Source organism: Clostridium sp. AM25-23AC (assembly GCF_003435125.1).
GTDB classification, from domain to species: Bacteria; Bacillota; Clostridia; order Lachnospirales; family Lachnospiraceae; genus Pilosibacter; species Pilosibacter fragilis.
The window spans coordinates 220,678-238,061 of record NZ_QWGI01000002.1 but is presented as its reverse complement, the minus strand read 5'-3'; the positions used below and the strand labels follow the sequence as shown (position 1 = coordinate 238,061).

Annotated in this window: 16 protein-coding genes and 3 tRNA genes; 3 read left to right on the top strand and 16 right to left on the bottom strand. The window is 48.1% G+C overall.

Annotated features, from left to right (window positions below):
* The first annotated feature begins 377 nt into the window (after window positions 1–377).
* Complete coding sequence (locus tag DW677_RS02290; protein ID WP_278286564.1) at window positions 378–1,505, top strand: prephenate dehydrogenase; 1,128 nt, start codon at window positions 378–380, stop codon at window positions 1,503–1,505.
* A 138-nt stretch (window positions 1,506–1,643) separates the two neighbouring features.
* Window positions 1,644–2,921 (top strand): 3-phosphoshikimate 1-carboxyvinyltransferase, encoded by a 1,278-nt coding sequence (aroA, locus tag DW677_RS02285; protein WP_117469470.1) that lies wholly within the window; start codon window positions 1,644–1,646, stop codon window positions 2,919–2,921.
* Between the two features lie 146 nt (window positions 2,922–3,067).
* On the opposite strand, the gene DW677_RS02280 is transcribed toward aroA, so the two are convergent.
* From DW677_RS02280 to DW677_RS02270, 3 genes are all read right to left on the bottom strand, one after another.
* Window positions 3,068–3,140 (bottom strand) — tRNA-Thr (locus DW677_RS02280).
* 37 nt (window positions 3,141–3,177) lie between these two features.
* Window positions 3,178–3,249, bottom strand: a tRNA-Glu gene (locus tag DW677_RS02275).
* 16 nt (window positions 3,250–3,265) lie between these two features.
* Window positions 3,266–3,339, bottom strand: a tRNA-Pro gene (locus DW677_RS02270).
* Window positions 3,340–3,787: 448 nt separating this feature from the next.
* On the opposite strand from DW677_RS02270, the gene DW677_RS02260 reads away from it, so the two are divergent.
* The gene (locus tag DW677_RS02260; protein ID WP_015554284.1) at window positions 3,788–4,039 is read left to right on the top strand and encodes a hypothetical protein; all 252 of its coding nucleotides are present in this window, start codon (window positions 3,788–3,790) and stop codon (window positions 4,037–4,039) included.
* Between the two features lie 234 nt (window positions 4,040–4,273).
* Here DW677_RS02260 and DW677_RS02255 read toward each other — a convergent pair whose 3' ends face one another.
* The 13 genes from DW677_RS02255 to DW677_RS02195 form a co-directional block, all read right to left on the bottom strand.
* Window positions 4,274–4,585: a hypothetical protein gene (locus DW677_RS02255; protein ID WP_117471749.1), complete on the bottom strand. Its 312-nt coding sequence runs from the start codon at window positions 4,583–4,585 to the stop codon at window positions 4,274–4,276.
* Window positions 4,586–4,607: 22 nt separating this feature from the next.
* The gene (locus DW677_RS02250) at window positions 4,608–4,931 is read right to left on the bottom strand and encodes a metal-sensing transcriptional repressor (RefSeq protein ID WP_117471811.1); all 324 of its coding nucleotides are present in this window, start codon (window positions 4,929–4,931) and stop codon (window positions 4,608–4,610) included.
* Window positions 4,932–5,178: 247 nt separating this feature from the next.
* Window positions 5,179–7,707 (bottom strand): heavy metal translocating P-type ATPase, encoded by a 2,529-nt coding sequence (locus tag DW677_RS02245; RefSeq protein ID WP_117566411.1) that lies wholly within the window; start codon window positions 7,705–7,707, stop codon window positions 5,179–5,181.
* Window positions 7,708–7,916: 209 nt separating this feature from the next.
* Window positions 7,917–8,777, bottom strand: a complete 861-nt coding sequence (locus DW677_RS02240) for a hypothetical protein (RefSeq protein WP_117566410.1) — start codon at window positions 8,775–8,777, stop codon at window positions 7,917–7,919.
* 73 nt (window positions 8,778–8,850) lie between these two features.
* The gene (locus tag DW677_RS02235; protein ID WP_015554280.1) at window positions 8,851–9,084 is read right to left on the bottom strand and encodes a hypothetical protein; all 234 of its coding nucleotides are present in this window, start codon (window positions 9,082–9,084) and stop codon (window positions 8,851–8,853) included.
* A gap of 341 nt (window positions 9,085–9,425) precedes the next feature.
* Entirely contained in the window at window positions 9,426–10,604 is a 1,179-nt protein-coding gene (locus tag DW677_RS02230) for a MalY/PatB family protein (RefSeq protein ID WP_117566409.1), read from the bottom strand.
* A gap of 34 nt (window positions 10,605–10,638) precedes the next feature.
* Window positions 10,639–11,790, bottom strand: coding sequence for a PLP-dependent aspartate aminotransferase family protein (locus DW677_RS02225; RefSeq protein ID WP_117566408.1), 1,152 nt, complete (start codon window positions 11,788–11,790; stop codon window positions 10,639–10,641).
* Window positions 11,791–12,056: 266 nt separating this feature from the next.
* Entirely contained in the window at window positions 12,057–12,638 is a 582-nt protein-coding gene (locus tag DW677_RS02220) for an NUDIX hydrolase (RefSeq protein WP_343220169.1), read from the bottom strand.
* A gap of 30 nt (window positions 12,639–12,668) precedes the next feature.
* Window positions 12,669–13,286: a flavodoxin family protein gene (locus DW677_RS02215; protein ID WP_117566407.1), complete on the bottom strand. Its 618-nt coding sequence runs from the start codon at window positions 13,284–13,286 to the stop codon at window positions 12,669–12,671.
* Complete coding sequence (locus tag DW677_RS02210) at window positions 13,286–13,417, bottom strand: hypothetical protein (protein WP_330579524.1); 132 nt, start codon at window positions 13,415–13,417, stop codon at window positions 13,286–13,288. The genes DW677_RS02215 and DW677_RS02210 overlap by 1 nt, the downstream gene beginning before the upstream one ends.
* 517 nt (window positions 13,418–13,934) lie before the next feature.
* Entirely contained in the window at window positions 13,935–15,635 is a 1,701-nt protein-coding gene (locus tag DW677_RS02205; RefSeq protein WP_117566406.1) for an ABC transporter ATP-binding protein, read from the bottom strand.
* Complete coding sequence (locus DW677_RS02200; protein ID WP_117566425.1) at window positions 15,623–16,399, bottom strand: energy-coupling factor transporter transmembrane component T; 777 nt, start codon at window positions 16,397–16,399, stop codon at window positions 15,623–15,625. The genes DW677_RS02205 and DW677_RS02200 overlap by 13 nt, the downstream gene beginning before the upstream one ends.
* Window positions 16,400–16,457: 58 nt before the next feature.
* Window positions 16,458–17,060 (bottom strand): ECF transporter S component, encoded by a 603-nt coding sequence (locus tag DW677_RS02195; RefSeq protein WP_117504062.1) that lies wholly within the window; start codon window positions 17,058–17,060, stop codon window positions 16,458–16,460.
* Between the last annotated feature and the right edge of the window lie 324 nt (window positions 17,061–17,384).

Below are 17,384 nucleotides of genomic sequence, written 5' to 3'. Positions count from 1 at the left end.
TTTTTTGCCATTTTTCAAAAGACTTCCGCAAATTACGGAGTTCAGATGTTTTGGCTATACTGCTTATTGCCTATGGTCATATTTTACCAAAACTTTTCGAATTTTTCAAGCTAAATATCGAAATTGCACAAAATATTTTCTGTCATTTTTCGATTGTGGTGGAAAATATGGGTGTTTCAAACGAAAATCTATCAAAAATTGACATCCGCATTCTATTTTTGTAAATTTTTTCGGCAGACACAGATCTTTCTTCTTCTCTTTTCTCTGTTTTGTAGGCAGACATGCGACGCACACCCACAGATTTGCAGATCCTGGCAACGTTTGATTTATCACTTTAAAGTATTGATTTTTCTTGTTGACATTCATATCCCTGTGTTATAAAATCGAAGGGACAAAGGAGGAGCTGTACAATGTCTGATTCTACATTTGGTTTTATCGGCCTTGGTCTGATCGGCGGATCCATCGCCAGAGGCCTTCGACGTGCAAATAAAGATATTACAATCATGGCGTACATGCGGACCCGCTCAAAGCTTGAGCAGGCAAAAGCGGACGGGACCATCGACATGATCCTTGACGGGATCGATGAGACACTCTCCGCATGTGACGTTATTTTTCTCTGCACCCCTGTAGAATACAACGCGGTATACCTCGAAAAGGTACGCCCGTTTCTGAAACCTGGTGCGCTGATCACTGATATCGGAAGCACAAAGACAGACATCCATCAGGCGGTGGAACGTCTGGGTTACGAGGATGTGTTTGTCGGCGGCCATCCGATGGCGGGTTCTGAAAAGACCGGCTATGAGAGCTCTACGGACCATCTTCTGGAGAATGCCTACTACATTATTACACCTACAAAAAAATCCACACCGGAGCAGATCGACCGGATCCGTCAGGTTGCCCTGGGTATCGGTGCTCTTCCCATCGTTCTCGACTACCATGAGCATGATTTTTCCGTCGCGGCCATCAGCCATCTGCCGCACCTTGTGGCATCCAGCCTCGTTAATCTTGTCCATGACAACGATTCAAAGGATGAGATCATGAAGCGGCTGGCCGCGGGAGGTTTTAAGGATATCACACGTATCGCCTCCTCCTCCCCTGTCATGTGGGAGCAGATCTGCATGACGAACACAGAAAATATTCTGGTGCTCTTAAAGCGGTATATCACTTCCCTGGAATCCATTTGCGACACGCTGGAAAACCATAACGGTGACGCGATCTACAAGATGTTCGAGGAATCAGGCAAATACCGTTCCACATTCCCGAACCGCGGACAGGGTCCCATCGAGCGGGATTACTCCTTCTGTGTGGATGTTTTGGATGAGCCGGGATCTATTTCTGTCCTCTCTGCGATCCTTGCCGCGAAGGGAATCAGTGTTAAGAATATAGGTATCAATCACAGCCGTGAGGAAGGTGAGGGGGCGCTCCGGATTTCTTTTTATAAGGAAGATAAGAAGAATGAGGCGGCGGAGCTTTTGAGAAGCCATAACTATGTTCTGACAAAGTAAGACCTGCTGTTTCATTCAGGTATGATCCAGCATATTTCGGTGCCGCATGACTGCCTGTTATACACAGACTGCCGCGTCAAAATATGCACCAGCTTTTTTATCAGTCCGTATTAAACATAAATCTACGAGGAAATTTATATGAAATTACGCAAAGCAGATCACGTCCGGGGCGAGATCACGGTCCCGGGCGACAAGTCCATCTCCCACCGCAGTGTCATGTTCGGATCCATTGCGAAGGGAACTACAGAGATCCATAACTTTCTGGAGGGCGCTGACTGCCTCTCCACCATCGGCTGTTTCCGCCGCATGGGAATCGATATCGAAAATAAGAATGGTGTTGTCACTGTCCACGGAAAGGGCATGCACGGACTGGCTGCCCCTGCCGAGACCCTGGACTGCGGCAACTCCGGAACCACCACAAGACTCATCTCCGGTATTCTCGCGCCGCAGAATTTCGACGTGACGCTGACAGGTGACGAATCCATCCAGAAACGTCCGATGAAGCGCATTATCGAGCCGTTATCCATGATGGGAGCTGATATCAAGAGTGTCCGCGGAAATGACTGTGCGCCGCTCAGGATCTGCGGAAAACCGCTTGCAGGGATCCATTACACTTCCAAAGTCGCATCTGCCCAGGTAAAATCTTCGATCCTGTTGGCCGGACTCTACGCAGACGGGCTCACAAGTATCACGGAGCCACAGGTCTCCAGAAATCATACGGAACTGATGCTGAAGTTTTTCGGCGCAGAGCTGGAATCAAAGGGAACTACCGTTACGATCTGGCCGGCAACAGAGCTTTTTGGAAACCGGATCGATGTGCCGGGAGATATCTCCTCTTCCGTCTATTTTGTGGCAGCAGGCCTGATTCTGCCAAATTCCGAAGTTCTTATTAAGAATGTAGGCATCAACCCGACAAGAGCCGGACTCATCAAGGTCTGTGAGGCTATGGGCGCTGATCTCACCCTGTTAAACGAGGATCACGAGAACGCAGAGCCGACAGCCGACCTTCTGGTCCGCACAAGTTCCTTAAGGGGCTGTGTCATCGAGGGCGATATCATCCCGACTCTCATCGACGAGCTTCCGACCATCGCCATGATGGCATGTTTCGCCGAGGGGACCACGGTCATCCGCGATGCCGCTGAGTTAAAAGTCAAAGAATCCAACCGTATCGCCATCATGGTCGAAAACCTGCGCGCCATGGGCGCCGATGTGGAGGAGACTGAGGACGGCATGATCATCCACGGCGGAAAACCGCTCCACGGTGCCGTCGTCGACAGTCACAAGGATCACCGCATCGCCATGACCTTCGCCGTAGCTGCCCTCGCTGCGGACGGGGAGACTGAGATCATTGATGCGGACTGCGTGGATATCTCTTATCCGGCATTTTATGAGGAGTTGGAAAAACTTACAAAATAGTAAAAAGACCCGAATCTATCTGGTACTTCTCCAGAGATGGATTCGGGTTCTTTTTATAAAAACGCAAAAAGCCGTCCATTCCAAACAGTTTTCATCTTCACACAGAACAACAAAAAAACCCTTGATTCACAAGGGTTTCATCAGCAAGCTCCCGGCCGGACTCGAACCGGCGACCTACGCATTACGAATGCGTTGCTCTACCAACTGAGCCACGGAAGCACCTTTAAAAAATGCTGCTGCATAACGCAACAGCAAGTGACCTGTCCGGGAATCGAACCCGGGTTTACGCCGTGAGAGGGCGTCGTCTTGACCGCTTGACCAACAGGCCTTAGTATTTAAGTAAGTCGAGGCGACAAGATTCGAACTTGCGACCTCTGCGTCCCGAACGCAGCGCTCTACCAAACTGAGCCACGCCTCGTCTCGATTACGTACGTAAGTATAATATAGATTTGCGGAAATGTCAACAGCTTTTTTTGATTTTTTTCTATTTTTTGCATTTTATCTACATTATCTACATTTTCTACTCTTCTTCCCATTTTTAATCCGTCACACATGCCTGACGGATCAAATTTTTGAAAAGAAATTAACAGAAAAGTTTTCTTTTTAAACAGAATAGTGTTATAATATCCGAAAGAGAACTCATCGCATCTGCTTATCTCACTCATGAGGTCCCACTTCTTTAAACGCCGGATCATAACAGCCTTTCCGAGCGGGAATATCATCTCCATCTGGGAGAAGCACTCTGCGAAGATATGCTGTGATCCTGAAAAGAATTTGTCAGCCTGTACTGACCGTGTTCACACATCAGAGTTCATGTGCGTTCAACTTAAATTTTCCGTAATTTTATATCCAGAGGGGGCGTTTTTATGAAAGCAATCAGAATCCTTCTTTCCATTGCCATGCTGATCGCTGCCGGTCTCGGCGCTTTCAATGTAATTCCGTTGCGAACTGCGTACTTCACACTGATCATTCTTGTGGCGATCACTGTGAGTATCCGGATCATCCACCGGATCGCCGGCAACGGCGCCCCAAATACCATCATCCGGATCATCAGCGAGATCATCGCGTCCCTCTGTATCCTCGGCTTCGCATTCTTTACTTACCGCACGATCGGATAGATTTACGAGATATAATCGCAGGCTGGAAAATCAAAATCCATGCCTGCGATTGTTCTATATAAGATCACTTTTTCCTATATCTAACATTATATCCATTAATCCTTTTAAAATGCGCCCTTCGCATCTGATGAAAAAAATTTATCCCATCTACACAAATGTTTTTCGCTCTTTCTAAAACATATCTTACTGCAATAGAAAATCGTCCTCTGCTTTTATAGCAGGGACGCTTTTCCATTACCAGTCATCTATTTTTCTAGCGAGTCCTGTTGGTATGAACCACCACATAACTAATAAAATTATCAGTATTACATCCACTACCTTCCCTAAAAATTGCAAAGGAATCATAGCAAATCCTATGATAGGTAACGTTAATATCTGGATTATATATTGTACTAATTCCCCCAATGAGAAAGAGCCAAAAAACTTCGGCGGCGGATCGTCATAAGGGAATTTTTCACGAAAATCATAAGGATAGAGTAAATGTTTTATATACAATACAACTGCGGTAATTATAACACATTCCGGGTAAAACTTTATATATTTCAAATTTCATTGTTACCTCCCATCTCTACATCATCTTCTTGATCGTCTCGCAGAGTTCCGCTACAGCGGTCTCCTCGTTTCCGTTCTTGATATCTTCCACCACGCAGGTTTTGATGTGGTTGGATAAGAGAACTTTGCAGAAGCCGTTTAAGGCAGACTGGACGGCAGATACCTGAACCAGGATATCCGGGCAGTAGCGTTCGTCCTGAACCATAGCTTTGATGCCACGGACCTGCCCCTCAATGCGGTTTAAGCGGGTCAGAAGATCTTTCTCTTCCTTTTCTGTTCTATGTTTGTGGCGGCAGTGACAGACAGCGTCATCGGACGGTGTTTCTGTTTCGGCAGTCACCGTATTTGCTGCTGCTTCTGCTCCTGTTACCCCTGTTGTCTCCATATTTATATTTACTGTCTCCGCTTCTCCGGCACAGCAACATGATTTTTTCTCCATGCACAACCTCCCCAATCTTACGTTCCTACGATATCATGTTTTCTTCTCTGATCTGCCTCACAGGCATTTGCCTATATAGCAGGAAAGCCACCCCGGGAATCTTTCATCCCGGGGCAGCTGATATTCAATCATTTTTTGCAGTCAACTCTCAACCGATCACCTTGTAATCCTTATCCTCGATGGCTTTTTTAAGCACTTCGGTCGGAACATCTTTTGTGAGTGTCACCGTTGCGGTTCCTTTTACGTGATCTGCCTCTGCAACGGATACGCCGTCAATGGCCTCAAGTGCTTTTTTTACAGTTGCCTCGCAGTGCGGACACATCATACCTTCAACTTTTAATGTCTTTTCCATCATGTTACTCTCCTTTTCTTTATTGTTATGGATTTTTGTTTTTATCTTTTTGTCCCTGTCGGAACGCCGGATATCAAAGAAATTTAAGCGCAGGGCGTTGGATACAACGCAGAAGCTGGATAAGCTCATGGCTGCGGCACCAAACATCGGATTCAGTTTCCAGCCGAATACGGGGATCCAGAGTCCCATGGCAAGCGGGATCCCGATCACATTGTAGAAAAATGCCCAGAACAGATTCTCGTGGATATTCGTAAGCGTCGCACGGCTTAAGCGGATCGCTGCCGGGACATCGGATAAGCGGCTCTTCATGAGGACCACATCCGCTGCATCGATGGCGACGTCGGTTCCGGCTCCGATGGCGATTCCCATATCGGCTCTTGTGAGGGCCGGAGCATCGTTGATCCCGTCACCGACCATGGCAACCTTGCCTTTTTCTTTCAGCTTTCGGATCACGCTCTCCTTGCCGTCCGGAAGGACTCCGGCGATGACCTCGTCGACGCCGGCCTCTTTTCCGACCGTCTTTGCAGTGCGCTCATTATCACCGGTCAGCATGACTACATGGATTCCCATGTTCTGGAGCTCCCGGATTGCCTGTGGACTGTCTTCCTTGATCATATCCGCAACAGCGATGATGCCCACAAGCTTCTCATTCTCCGCAAAGAATAGCGGAGTCTTTCCGCTCTCCGCGAGAGCTTCGGATTTCTTCTTCATATCTTCCGGAACAGCCACATGAGTTCCGATAAACTTCATGTTTCCGCCGTAGATCGTATTTCCATTTAATTTCGCAGAAAGTCCGTTTCCGGGAAGTGCCGCAAAATCTGTCACATCAGCTGCGGAAAGCCCCATTTCCTCACCCTTTAAGAGGACTGCCTTCGCCAACGGATGCTCGCTCTTCTTCTCGAGAGCGTATGCCATGGAAAGAAGTTCTGACTCGCTCACTCCCTCTGCCGGAACGAGATCTGTCACGCGGGGTTCCCCGCTTGTGATGGTTCCTGTCTTATCCAAGGCAACGATCTCTACTTTTCCCGTTTCTTCCAGAGAAACTGCTGTCTTAAAGAGAATTCCGTTCTTTGCTCCCATTCCGTTTCCCACCATAATGGCTACCGGCGTTGCAAGTCCTAAAGCACACGGACAGCTGATGACGAGAACGGAGATTCCTCGGGCTAAGGCGAAGGCCATGGTCTCGCCTGCGAGGAGCCAGCCGATGGTCGTGATGATCGCGATCGTGATCACGGCAGGTACAAATACGCCGGATACCTTATCGGCTATCTTCGCGATGGGCGCTTTTGTTGCCGCCGCATCGCTGACCATTTTTATGATCTGGGAGAGTGTGGTATCCTCTCCGACTCTCGATGCCTCGCAGCGGATAAAGCCGGACTGATTTAATGTCGCAGCCGAGACAGGATCACCTGCCGCCTTATCCACCGGAATGCTCTCCCCGGTGAGGGCAGATTCATTTACTGCGCTGTTTCCCTCTAAGACGATACCATCCACGGGTATATTTTCACCGGGACGGACCACGAAAATATCGCCTTTTTTAACCTGGGCGATCGGAACTGTAGTCTCAACGCCGTCCTTTTCGATCACAGCGGTCTTCGGGGCCAGCTTCATTAAACCTTTTAAGGCATCTGTGGTGCGTCCCTTTGATCTCGCTTCCAGCATTTTCCCGACGGTGATAAGGGTTAAGATCATCGCCGCGGACTCAAAGTAGAACTCGTGCATATAGCTCATGACTGCATCCGCGTTCCCTTTTACCTGAGCATCTGTCATCATAAACAAGGCATAGGTGCTCCAGGCAAAGGAGGCACTGGAGCCCAGTGCTACCAGAGTATCCATATTGGGAGAACCGTGGAGCAGACCCTTAAAGCCACTGATAAAGAATTTCTGGTTGATCACCATAATGATCACGGTAAGAAGGAGTTGTAAGAGTCCCATCGCCACATGATTTCCGTTGAAGAAAGCCGGAAGCGGCCAGTTCCACATCATATGTCCCATGGAAAAATACATGAGAACCAGAAGGAAACCGATCGAAGAAACGAGTCGTTTCTTTAAGACCGGGGTCTCATGGTCTTCCAGGGCAGATTCATCATAGAGAGTGCCGTTTCCGGATCTGTCTGCCTTTTCCACTCCTTTTACGGACGCGCCGTAACCAGCAGCCTGAACTGCCGCGATAATTTCTGAGGAGGAAGCTGTACCTTCAACACCCATGGAGTTCGTGAGCAGGCTCACGGAGCAGGATGTAACGCCCGGCACCTTTGAAACTGCCTTCTCCACGCGGGTCTGGCAGGCAGCACAGCTCATTCCTGTCACTGTATACTGTTCCATATCTGTCGTTCCTTTCTATTTACATATACCAATACGGGGTATACGTAAATAATAGCACGAATTCAAAAAATGTCAAGAATCGTATTTGAGATTTTTTCTTTAAAAATGGACTGCGATTAGGAAGTCATGGCTGCATAACGGCTTTATACGATGTAAAGCCTTCCCTCTGATACCATCTTTTTCGCGGTATCATGCCGGTGTAAATTCTCTTACTTGCCGGTCGTTCCAATGTAATTGATTCCTTCTCCATCCAGTACATCACTGCCGATAAATTTCTTTTCTTCCGGATTGAAAACAAAATCAGACACTTTATATCTGGCAGTCCGTACATCCCGAAGCACTATATGCATTTTTTCCTGTTCGTCCTCCCAGATATCCGCCTCCGGTATACCTAACTGGATCATTTCATCTAAAAATACATAGGAATCCTCTCCGGAAACTGCCTGTATCAGAAATCGACAGCTGTCATCCATGGTCAGTTCTCCATCTATGAGCATATCTTCCTGCACATAGATCTGAAGTTCCCATTGTGAGTCTTCGTGCACAAAAGGGCAGGAAGAATAGATTGCCATTCCTTGTAAATTTCCTTGCGCATTCCCGATTTTCCGCGGTTCTTTCGCTGTTTCTGTCAATTTTTCTTCCATCCCCTGTTTCAGACACCCGGAAATTTTGAAGGTAATTGAATCAATTTGAAGATTGGTTTTCTGATGACGTGAAATAGAAAGTCCAAGCGTATACATGTCCGCGCTGCCATCATCTTTTACACATTGAAATACCATCTCACCATTTCCATCCTCCAATGCAATTATATGAAATTCTGAAATATTTTCCGCAATGTTATGATAATCGCTTACAAAAGTTTCTGGTTCCGACACGATTGACCATTCTCTGCTTTTGTTATCATTATGAAGTTCCAGCAGTAGAGAACCTCCATCAACAGTTTTCGCCGACCACTGATCTCCATCGACAGTAAATGATACTGGTTTATAGGGTCTGTTTAAAAACATGACCAGCGCACCAACTGATGCGCATAGCACAGCAGTTAAAAGGATCATCGTTTTCTTTTTCATACCAATCTCACTCCTTATTAACATGATAACGACATACTCGCAAAAAATCATAACCATCGACGGAATACCATCTCTACTGCTTATCTCTCCGGAATAACTCAACCATCATGATCACAATCCCCAGAACAACGAAAAGGATCGCCATGCCAAACACTTCCGACAGCCCCATTTCCGCCACCGTAGTCATAAATCTCCCCGGTGGAGTTGTCCATCCGGACGTCAGATTACTTCCCGCAACAAACAGCACCGCCATCGCCCAGATACTTCCGATCAAAGATAAAAAGCCACCGATCAGCACTCTCTTCATTCCGCATTCCTCCTCACTGAAAATCTGTTACCACTCACACTTTTTTCATCCTGTTACATTTCCAATTTCTTTCTATCCTTCTCCTGCCTGAACATTCCATATTTTCTGGAATTCACATGTTTTCTGCCAATTTTATTATAGCATACGGTTCTTTTTAATGGAGGATTCTAATGAAATCGTACATGTTTCGTAAGGATTCCGTAACTTCCCATTCATCGTGCAGGAAGCTGCAAAAAGTCTCCGGAACAGATCAAAAAATTTTCCAATCTGTCCCAGAGACTTTTTATCCTGTCACAATCCATATCCTGCGATCCCGGTCTTCCTATGAGACCAAAAATGCGCTATTTCAGTATTCCTTCTATTCTTTTCATACACTCCTCAATCGTCTTCCTCGGTGCCGCCACATTGATCCTCTGGAATCCGGTTCCTGTCTTTCCGAAGATCTTTCCGCTGTCCAGCCACAGCTTTGCGTCGTAGATGATCCGCCGGTCCAGCTCATCGGCATCGATTCCGGTCCCTCTGAAATCCAGCCACAAGAGGTAGGTTCCCTCGCCGTCAATGACGTTCACTCCCGGCATGTTGTCCTTCACATATTTCTTTACGTAGGCGATATTTTCCCAGACATATTTGAGCATGTTCTCATACCATTCATCGCCCTTCTCATACGCCGTCTGTGTCGCCACAAGTCCCAGTACGCCCAGCTGGCTGATTCCCGCGGCATCGACCTGATGCTGAAATTTTTGTCTCAGCTCCTTATTCGGGACAAATATATTCGAGATCATCATGCTGGCCAGGTTGAAGGTTTTGCTCGGAGACGTGCAGACCACGCAGATGTCCTCGAACTCCTTCTTGATGGACGCAAACACCGTATGTTCACCCCGAAACACAAAATCGTTGTGAATCTCATCGCTGACCACTGTGACGCCGTGCTTCACACAGATATCTCCCATTGCAGTCAGTTCTTCCTTCGTAAACACTCTTCCTGACGGGTTGTGGGGATTGCAGAGAAGGAACAGCTTCACATCATGTTCCACGATCTGCTTTTCAAAATCAGCCAGGTCGATATGATACCGGTTATCGTCCCCCAGGATCAGGTCATTGCTGACGATCACACGGTCATTGTCCCGGATCACCTCGGAAAATGGATAGTAGACCGGCTGCTGGATCAGTATGCTGTCACCGGCCTTTGTGAACGCCTTTACCGCCATTGCCAGGGCGAATACCACGCCCGGAGTCTTGATCAGCCAGTCCTCTTTGATCTTCCAGTGATGATGCCGTTCCATCCATCCTGCCACCGCGTTAAAATATACTTCCTGGGTATCACTGTAACCGAAGATTCCATGTTTTGCCCGCTCGATCAGCGCATCCTCCACGTAGGAAGATGTCTTGAAATCCATGTCTGCCACCCAGAGCGGGAGGACGTCCGCCGGCTTTCCTCTCCTCTTTGCAAAATCATATTTCAAGCAGTCTGTTCCGCGCCGCTCGGCGATCTCATCAAAATTCAAATTTCTCTCTGCCATGCCGAAATCCTCTCCTCTTTTCGCGTTTCTGATCCTATTTCAATCCCTTAAATACTTCCGTTAACTCCGCGAGAAGGTCCTCGATATCCTCGATTCCCACAGATACCCGGAGCGTGCACGGCGTGATTCCATTTTTCAGCCGTACTTCCTCCGGCACATCCGCATGGGTCTGGGTCGTCGGGTAGGTGATCAGTGTCTCCACGCCGCCGAGGCTCTCCGCAAATTTGATCATTCTGACACTCTCGAGGATCCGCAGCGCATGTGCCTCTGTGTCCACATCAAAGGTCAGCATTGCGCCGAATCCTCTTGCCTGCTTTTTCATGATCTCATATCCCGGGTGTTCCTGAAGTCCCGGATAATATACATGTTTTACAACCGGCTGTTCCTTCAGCCAGTTCGCGATCTTGATGGCATTCTCCTGGGACCGCTCCATGCGGATTCCAAGAGTCTTGATGCCTCTTAAGATCAGCCAGCAGTCGAACGGTGCGAGCCCGGCTCCGGTCGTCTTTATGATAAACCGAAGTTTTTCCTGAACTTCTTCGTTGTTTGTCACGATAAATCCGGCTAAGGTATCGTTGTGTCCGCCCAGGAACTTCGTTCCGCTGTGGATCACGATATCCGTGCCGAGTTTTAACGGATTCTGAAAATATGGGGACAGGAATGTGTTGTCGACGATCAGGTAGAGTCCGTGTCTTTTTGCGATCTCCGCGATCTTGGAAATATCAGATACGTTCATCATCGGGTTCGTCGGCGTTTCAATGTAGACCGCCTTCGTGTTCTCCTTTATGGCACCTTCGATGTCATCCCTGGAACAGTTTAAGTATGTAAACTCATATCCGTTCTTTTTCGAGACATTGTCGAACAGACGGACACTTCCGCCGTAGAGATCTGCCTCAGCGATAATATGGTCACCCGGCTTGAAGATTTCCATAAGCAGTGTGATCGCCGCCATTCCGCTCGAAAGGGCGAAAGCATCGATGCCGCCCTCCAGGCTTGCAACCACCTTCTCAAGCTGCTCTCTCGTCGGATTCTGAAGTCTGCTGTAATCGTATCCGGTGCTTTTTCCGACACCTGCATGGGCGTAAGTCGCTGTCTGATAGATCGGGTAGCTCAGTGCTCCGTAATTATCTGTTTTTCCTTCTGTTTCCTCTAAGTGTAAACATCGTGTATTAATTCCTCTCCCCATATCTTTTCACTCCTGTCTTGTTTTCTCTTGTAAATAGAAAGTTCATATTCCTACTATCTCCATAGGATATTTGATAATAATCTACCACCGGACGGCAGTTCTGTATAATCTTTCTATTTTATGGTTACATATAGGGAAAACCTATAACTAGTCGATAAAAAGAAACACCAATCCGGGGCATAGAACCGAATCATTTTCTAAAAAAGGTGGGAGTCTTCTCGACTGAAATAAAAAATGAGCAACAAAACCGGATTTACACCAGTCTGCTACTCGTTCATCAACAATGATATCGTCTTCTCGACAAGCTTCGCATACACCCGCTCCACAAACCACGGCTCCGTAGATTTCTTTAACGCCTCCTCCGGCGTAAACCAAGCGACCCCACTGTTCTCATCCGCCTTCACAGACACCTGTTCCTCAGAATCCGCCTCCAGGAGATACGTCACATTCAGATGCAGGTGACTGGACACATACCGTCCTTTTTTCACATGTCCGTCGACGGTGAGCGATTCCAGCGAAAAAATCTCCTCCGACACTGGCCGCACATCGGAAATTCCTGCTTCTTCCTTCACCTCCCGGATTGCAACCGCCAGAAGATCTGTCTCCCCATCCGCATGCCCGCCAAGCCATGACCAGGAATGATAAATATTGTGATACACCATAAGGACTTTACTCCTGTCCTTATCCACCACCCAGGCCGAAGCCGTCATGTGCGCCACCACATTATCCCGAAGGAACGCGTCATCATTCTTCTCGATCCAGTTTAGGATCAAAGCCTTATCCGCCTCTTCCTGCTCATTATAAGGCACATACCTTCTGATCTGACTTACCAGTTTCTGCCGATTCATCGCATAATTTCCTTCCAATATCATTCTTCTCTATCTGATAAAATGCGTCCGCACGACCTCTTCCTTCTCCGGAAGACCATACTTCTCTTTTCCAAGCTCAATGCTCTTCATGAGAAATGTCATATTTCTCGCAAGAACCCGCATCGTCTGAATACCTTCCGCATCCCCCACTGCTTCTCCGGGTCCGCGCCCGTGGATGGCGTTCCAGTACTGACTAGATGCGATCGGCATGTTGCTGATCGTAAAATACTTATTTAACTCGTCAAAAGTCGCCGAACATCCGCCGCGTCTCGCACAGACAACGCTCGCTCCGACTTTCATTGTCTTATCAAAGGATGTACTATAAAACAGCCGGTCCAGAACCGCGATCAGGGTCGCATTTGCGGACGCATAATAAACAGGGCTTGCGACCACCAGTCCATCAGCCTCCGAAAGCTTCACCGCCAGCTTATTCACCACATCGTCGAACACACACTTCCCAAGCTCCGCGCATCGATTACAGGCAATACATCCTCTTACCGCCTCACTGCCGACCTGCACGATCTCCGCGTCGACTCCCTCTTTTTCAAACACCGTCTTCATCTCATTCAACGCGATCGATGTATTTCCATTCGCCCGCGGGCTTCCATTGATCATCAATACTTTCATTATTTATCCTCCACACTCAATTTCAACACGTCCGGTCTCGCGTAATGTCCACAGACATCATGCTCCATCCGGCTCGCCGGGACCTTCTGCATGTCGAGGTCCGCGTAGATGATCTCCTCTTTATCCCACACAGTCTCACTCACCGCTTGCCCGATCAGGGTGATAATTTTCCTCCTGTCGCTACCGTAAACTCAGATGTAAAAAGTGAATTTCCCTTATTGTTTCCCTTGTGCTATATCAACCCACCGGTGTTTACAAACTCTGATAAGGACAAATACAAGGGTGCAGGACATCCGGTAGATGTCCGCTTTGCACCGACCGTAGCGAAGCGAAGACCACAAGAGATCCGGCGGACCTCTGCTCTGTGCCGACCGGTTCACAACGTCCAGTGGACGTTGGCTCTGAACCGACCGTAGTGGAACGAAGAGCGGCAGCGGAGACCAAAAAATATATAAAACAGTATATCACAAAACAAAAGCAACATGGTAAACTGATCGAAATATTTATGATTTTTGTAACTATCCCTTCTCTCCCTTCAGTACCCAGCGTCGATGAGACTCCTGGCACATGCCTCATAAAGAAAAAAGATGTGCCCCATCGGCTCAAATCTTCCCCGGGCCAATGATCTGCACATCTTTTTCACTTTAATCAGGACACCTGATTTCTCAATATCTCATCCACCGTCAGATACGCTCTCTCATACCCCAGTACCTCACCGAGCTGCATCATATACGGTTTCTGCAGTCTTGCCTTTTTCAACGCTTCATCCTGCATGAACACGTCCCTGGCCGTTCCATCCGCCAGCACCTGTCCATGAGCCATAATGATCACGCGCTCAAAATTCTCCGCCACAAAATCCATATCGTGAAGGATCGCGATCACAAGCTTTCCTCTCTCCGACAGGCTGCGGATAATACCGCCAATGATCTGGCGTCCCTTCCAGTCCTGGGCGATCGTCGGCTCATCTAAAATCAAAACATCCGTGTCCATGGCAAGAACCGAAGCGATCGCAGTCATCTTCCGCTCATATAACTCAAGGTCATAAGGATTTTCCTTCTCCTTACCCGACAACCCTGTCAGCTCCAGCGCCCGCTTTGCCTCTTCCTCCGCGCGTTTCGGATCCATCCCGATATTCATCGGACCAAACATGATCTCGTCCATCACATTGTATTTGAAGATCTGATCATCCGGATTCTGGAACACATAGCCAACATTTCCAGCTAACATCGCCACCGTTTTTCCAGAAATGTCCTCGCCGCGGAAGTAAATATTTCCGGATACCGGCTTCAGCAGTCCCTTCAACAGCTTTACCAACGTAGTCTTTCCCGCTCCGTTCTGGCCAATGATCGCCGTCGGACGCTTATCCAGTCTCATGTTCAACGCCTTTAAGACCGGCACATCCGGAAGATAGGAAAAATCCAGATTCTTAATGAGGAACTGTTCCTCGCCTAAAACTTCTGAATTCTTTTTTTTATCCGCCTTTGCAGCTCCTTTTGCCTCTGCTCTTCCCGCATGTCTCTCTTTCAGCACTCCGGCAGCCTCTTCCACAGTGACCGGATACGTTCCATCCGGCAGAGTCACATGTTCTGCCTTACAGATCCGGGTAAATGCCGGTTCCTGAATCCCATAATCCGCAAGATCCGGCATGGAAAATACCTTCTGCGGCGTATCAAACGCGATCTGCTTTCCACCATGCAGAAGAAGAATGCGGTCGCAGTAAGCCGCCAGTTTCTCGATCTTCTGCTCGATCATTAAGATCGTGATACCGGAATTCGTCAGGGTCTCAACCGCCCGGAATACCTCGTCGCTTCCCTCCGGATCAAGCTGGGAAGTCGGTTCATCAAGGATCATGACATCCGGCCGCATGACCAGCACGCTGGCGATCGCCACACGCTGCATCTGACCTCCGGACAGATCAAACGGATTTCGATCGCGATACTGCCAGATATCAAGGAGCTTCAGGGCGTTCTCCACCCGCTCCTTCATCTCTTCGGCCGGAATTCCCAGGTTCTGCATTCCGAAAGCGACTTCCTCATATACATTGTCCTTTGCTCCGGACAGCTGGTTAAACGGATTCTGGAACACCAGACCCACATGACCACAGAGCTGTGATACCGGAGTCTTTCCGGCCTCTATGCCGTCCACAATGACTTTTCCGCCGTAAGCTCCCTTGTAGAACTGCGGAACAAGTCCCATGATCGCCTGGCTCAGCGTACTTTTTCCTGCTCCGTTTTCCCCGATAACACCGATAAACTCACCCTTTTCTATCGAAAAGTTTAAACCATCCAACGCCAGTTCCTTCGCGTGGGGATAGCGGTATCGTAAATTTTCAACAATTATCTCAGACATACGACGACCCTCCATGCAATAGCTGCCAGAATGCAGAGTCCCAGTAAGATCGTGATCTCACGGTCTCCCTTGTGACGTTTCCGATCTGCCAGCCAGGTTTTCTTTTTTCCTGCGCCGAATCCACGCACCTCCAGAGCGATCGCCCGCTCTCTGGTATTGATCAGGGAACTCATGACCACCGGGGAGATCAGCGGTAAGAATGCCTTAGCACGGATCCGCAGATTTCCTTCTGTCTCCAATCCGCGGCTGCGCTGCGCGTCCATGATCGTATTCATAGTTCCCATCATCTGCGGGATGATCTGGAACACGGATGTCACGATGTAACCGAAACGCGGTGAAAACCCACGTTTCTCCAGCTCATCCACAAACTCAGACGGCTTGGTAGAGAGGACGAACACCGCAAAGGACAGCAGCATGTTCAGAATGTTTAAACCGATATGGAGGGCGTAAAGTGTGCCCTCTCTGTAAAATTTCAGCCCGCCGATCAGAAACAGCACATTCTCGTTTCTCTGGTTGAACAATCCATGGATCAGGAAAATCGTCAAAAGGATCGTAAAAGAAAAAGCGATCAGCGGAAACGTCTTTTTCAGGATCTTTCCGCTGGCCAGAACACAGAGACTGACTGCGATAAACACACCAAACATCCAAAGCTTTCCAGTGATCAGCGGAATACTGATGGCGGCAGCGATATACATCAATTTTGTAAAGGGATGCACCTTCGTCAGATATGTCCCGTTATCTACAAACAGGCTGATACTTTTCATATATTTGTTTCCCGGCAGCTGCTCCGAAGAACAGCTGCATTTCCTTTTCTAAATCTGATTAGTCCAGAGTCTCGATCTCGGAATTTGCCTCATACAGCGTTGTAAGCTTCTTTGGAAGACCCTTTAAAATAAAGAATACAACGATCAGAGTGATCAGTTTGTCCGGAACATCCACAACAACTTCATCTAACAGAGATCCCAGAAATACCGGCATGGAAGCCGCCTGAGTTGCTGCGAACACAGCGTCACCCCATACATTTCCAGTAGTACCGCCCCAGAATAATACGTTTAACGGGGTGGAGATCACAACCGCTGCAAGACCGGCTGCACAGGCTGTAAGAATTGCCTTCGGGAATGATTTCATAAATCCAAGGCGGGCCATGATTCCAACTGCCGCTCCAATACCTAAGCTTGTCAATGCATAGATAAGCGTAATATTATCTCCCGCGGAAAAACCATAGATCAGGTTGTTCGCCGCACCACAGATCGCGCCGATGATCGGACCGCCAAGGCATCCACCGATGCATGTTCCGATAGAATCCAGCCATAACGGAAGTTTTAATACACTCGCAAACAGCTTTCCAAGATAATTGATACCGATGCAGGCTGGGATCAGCACGATTACTGCCGCATCAAACTTTGTTTTAAATAAATTCTTCATACCTCATATACCCTTTCTTTTTTCTTAATCTTCATCCTTACCAGTTTATCAGGAGCTTCTCACGTCTTTCCTGACCATTCCTCCCAGAAGCGCCAGATTCCGCTCCCTTAGACTCACTAAAATCTAAGACGGCAGCATCTGCTCCCTTCCCATACATATCCTCCCTCCGGAACATACTAAATTGTGGCTTCACCGCAACCATCCGGTTGGCGCATCAAGCGCAAAAGCTTCCAAATAGGTAACTGTTCAGTACCTTCACAGTCACGAGCAAAAATCCATGAAAAATTGCCTGCGGCAATGGGATTTTTGCCTACCCGCCTATGT

Excerpts from the sequence above, each read along its gene's own strand:
- DW677_RS02230 (WP_117566409.1), bottom strand. The coding sequence starts at position 10,604 with ATGGCAGAGAGAAATTTGAATTTTGATGAGATCGCCGAGCGGCGCGGA.
- DW677_RS02205 (WP_117566406.1), bottom strand. The coding sequence starts at position 15,635 with ATGTCTGAGATAATTGTTGAAAATTTACGATACCGCTATCCCCACGCG.
- DW677_RS02225 (WP_117566408.1), bottom strand. The coding sequence starts at position 11,790 with ATGGGGAGAGGAATTAATACACGATGTTTACACTTAGAGGAAACAGAA.
- DW677_RS02200 (WP_117566425.1), bottom strand. The coding sequence starts at position 16,399 with ATGAAAAGTATCAGCCTGTTTGTAGATAACGGGACATATCTGACGAAG.
- DW677_RS02240 (WP_117566410.1), bottom strand. The coding sequence starts at position 8,777 with ATGAAAAAGAAAACGATGATCCTTTTAACTGCTGTGCTATGCGCATCA.
- DW677_RS02260 (WP_015554284.1), top strand. The coding sequence starts at position 3,788 with ATGAAAGCAATCAGAATCCTTCTTTCCATTGCCATGCTGATCGCTGCC.
- DW677_RS02215 (WP_117566407.1), bottom strand. The coding sequence starts at position 13,286 with ATGAAAGTATTGATGATCAATGGAAGCCCGCGGGCGAATGGAAATACA.
- aroA (WP_117469470.1), top strand. The coding sequence starts at position 1,644 with ATGAAATTACGCAAAGCAGATCACGTCCGGGGCGAGATCACGGTCCCG.
- DW677_RS02220 (WP_343220169.1), bottom strand. The coding sequence starts at position 12,638 with ATGAATCGGCAGAAACTGGTAAGTCAGATCAGAAGGTATGTGCCTTAT.
- DW677_RS02195 (WP_117504062.1), bottom strand. The coding sequence starts at position 17,060 with ATGAAGAATTTATTTAAAACAAAGTTTGATGCGGCAGTAATCGTGCTG.
- DW677_RS02245 (WP_117566411.1), bottom strand. The coding sequence starts at position 7,707 with ATGGAACAGTATACAGTGACAGGAATGAGCTGTGCTGCCTGCCAGACC.
- DW677_RS02235 (WP_015554280.1), bottom strand. The coding sequence starts at position 9,084 with ATGAAGAGAGTGCTGATCGGTGGCTTTTTATCTTTGATCGGAAGTATC.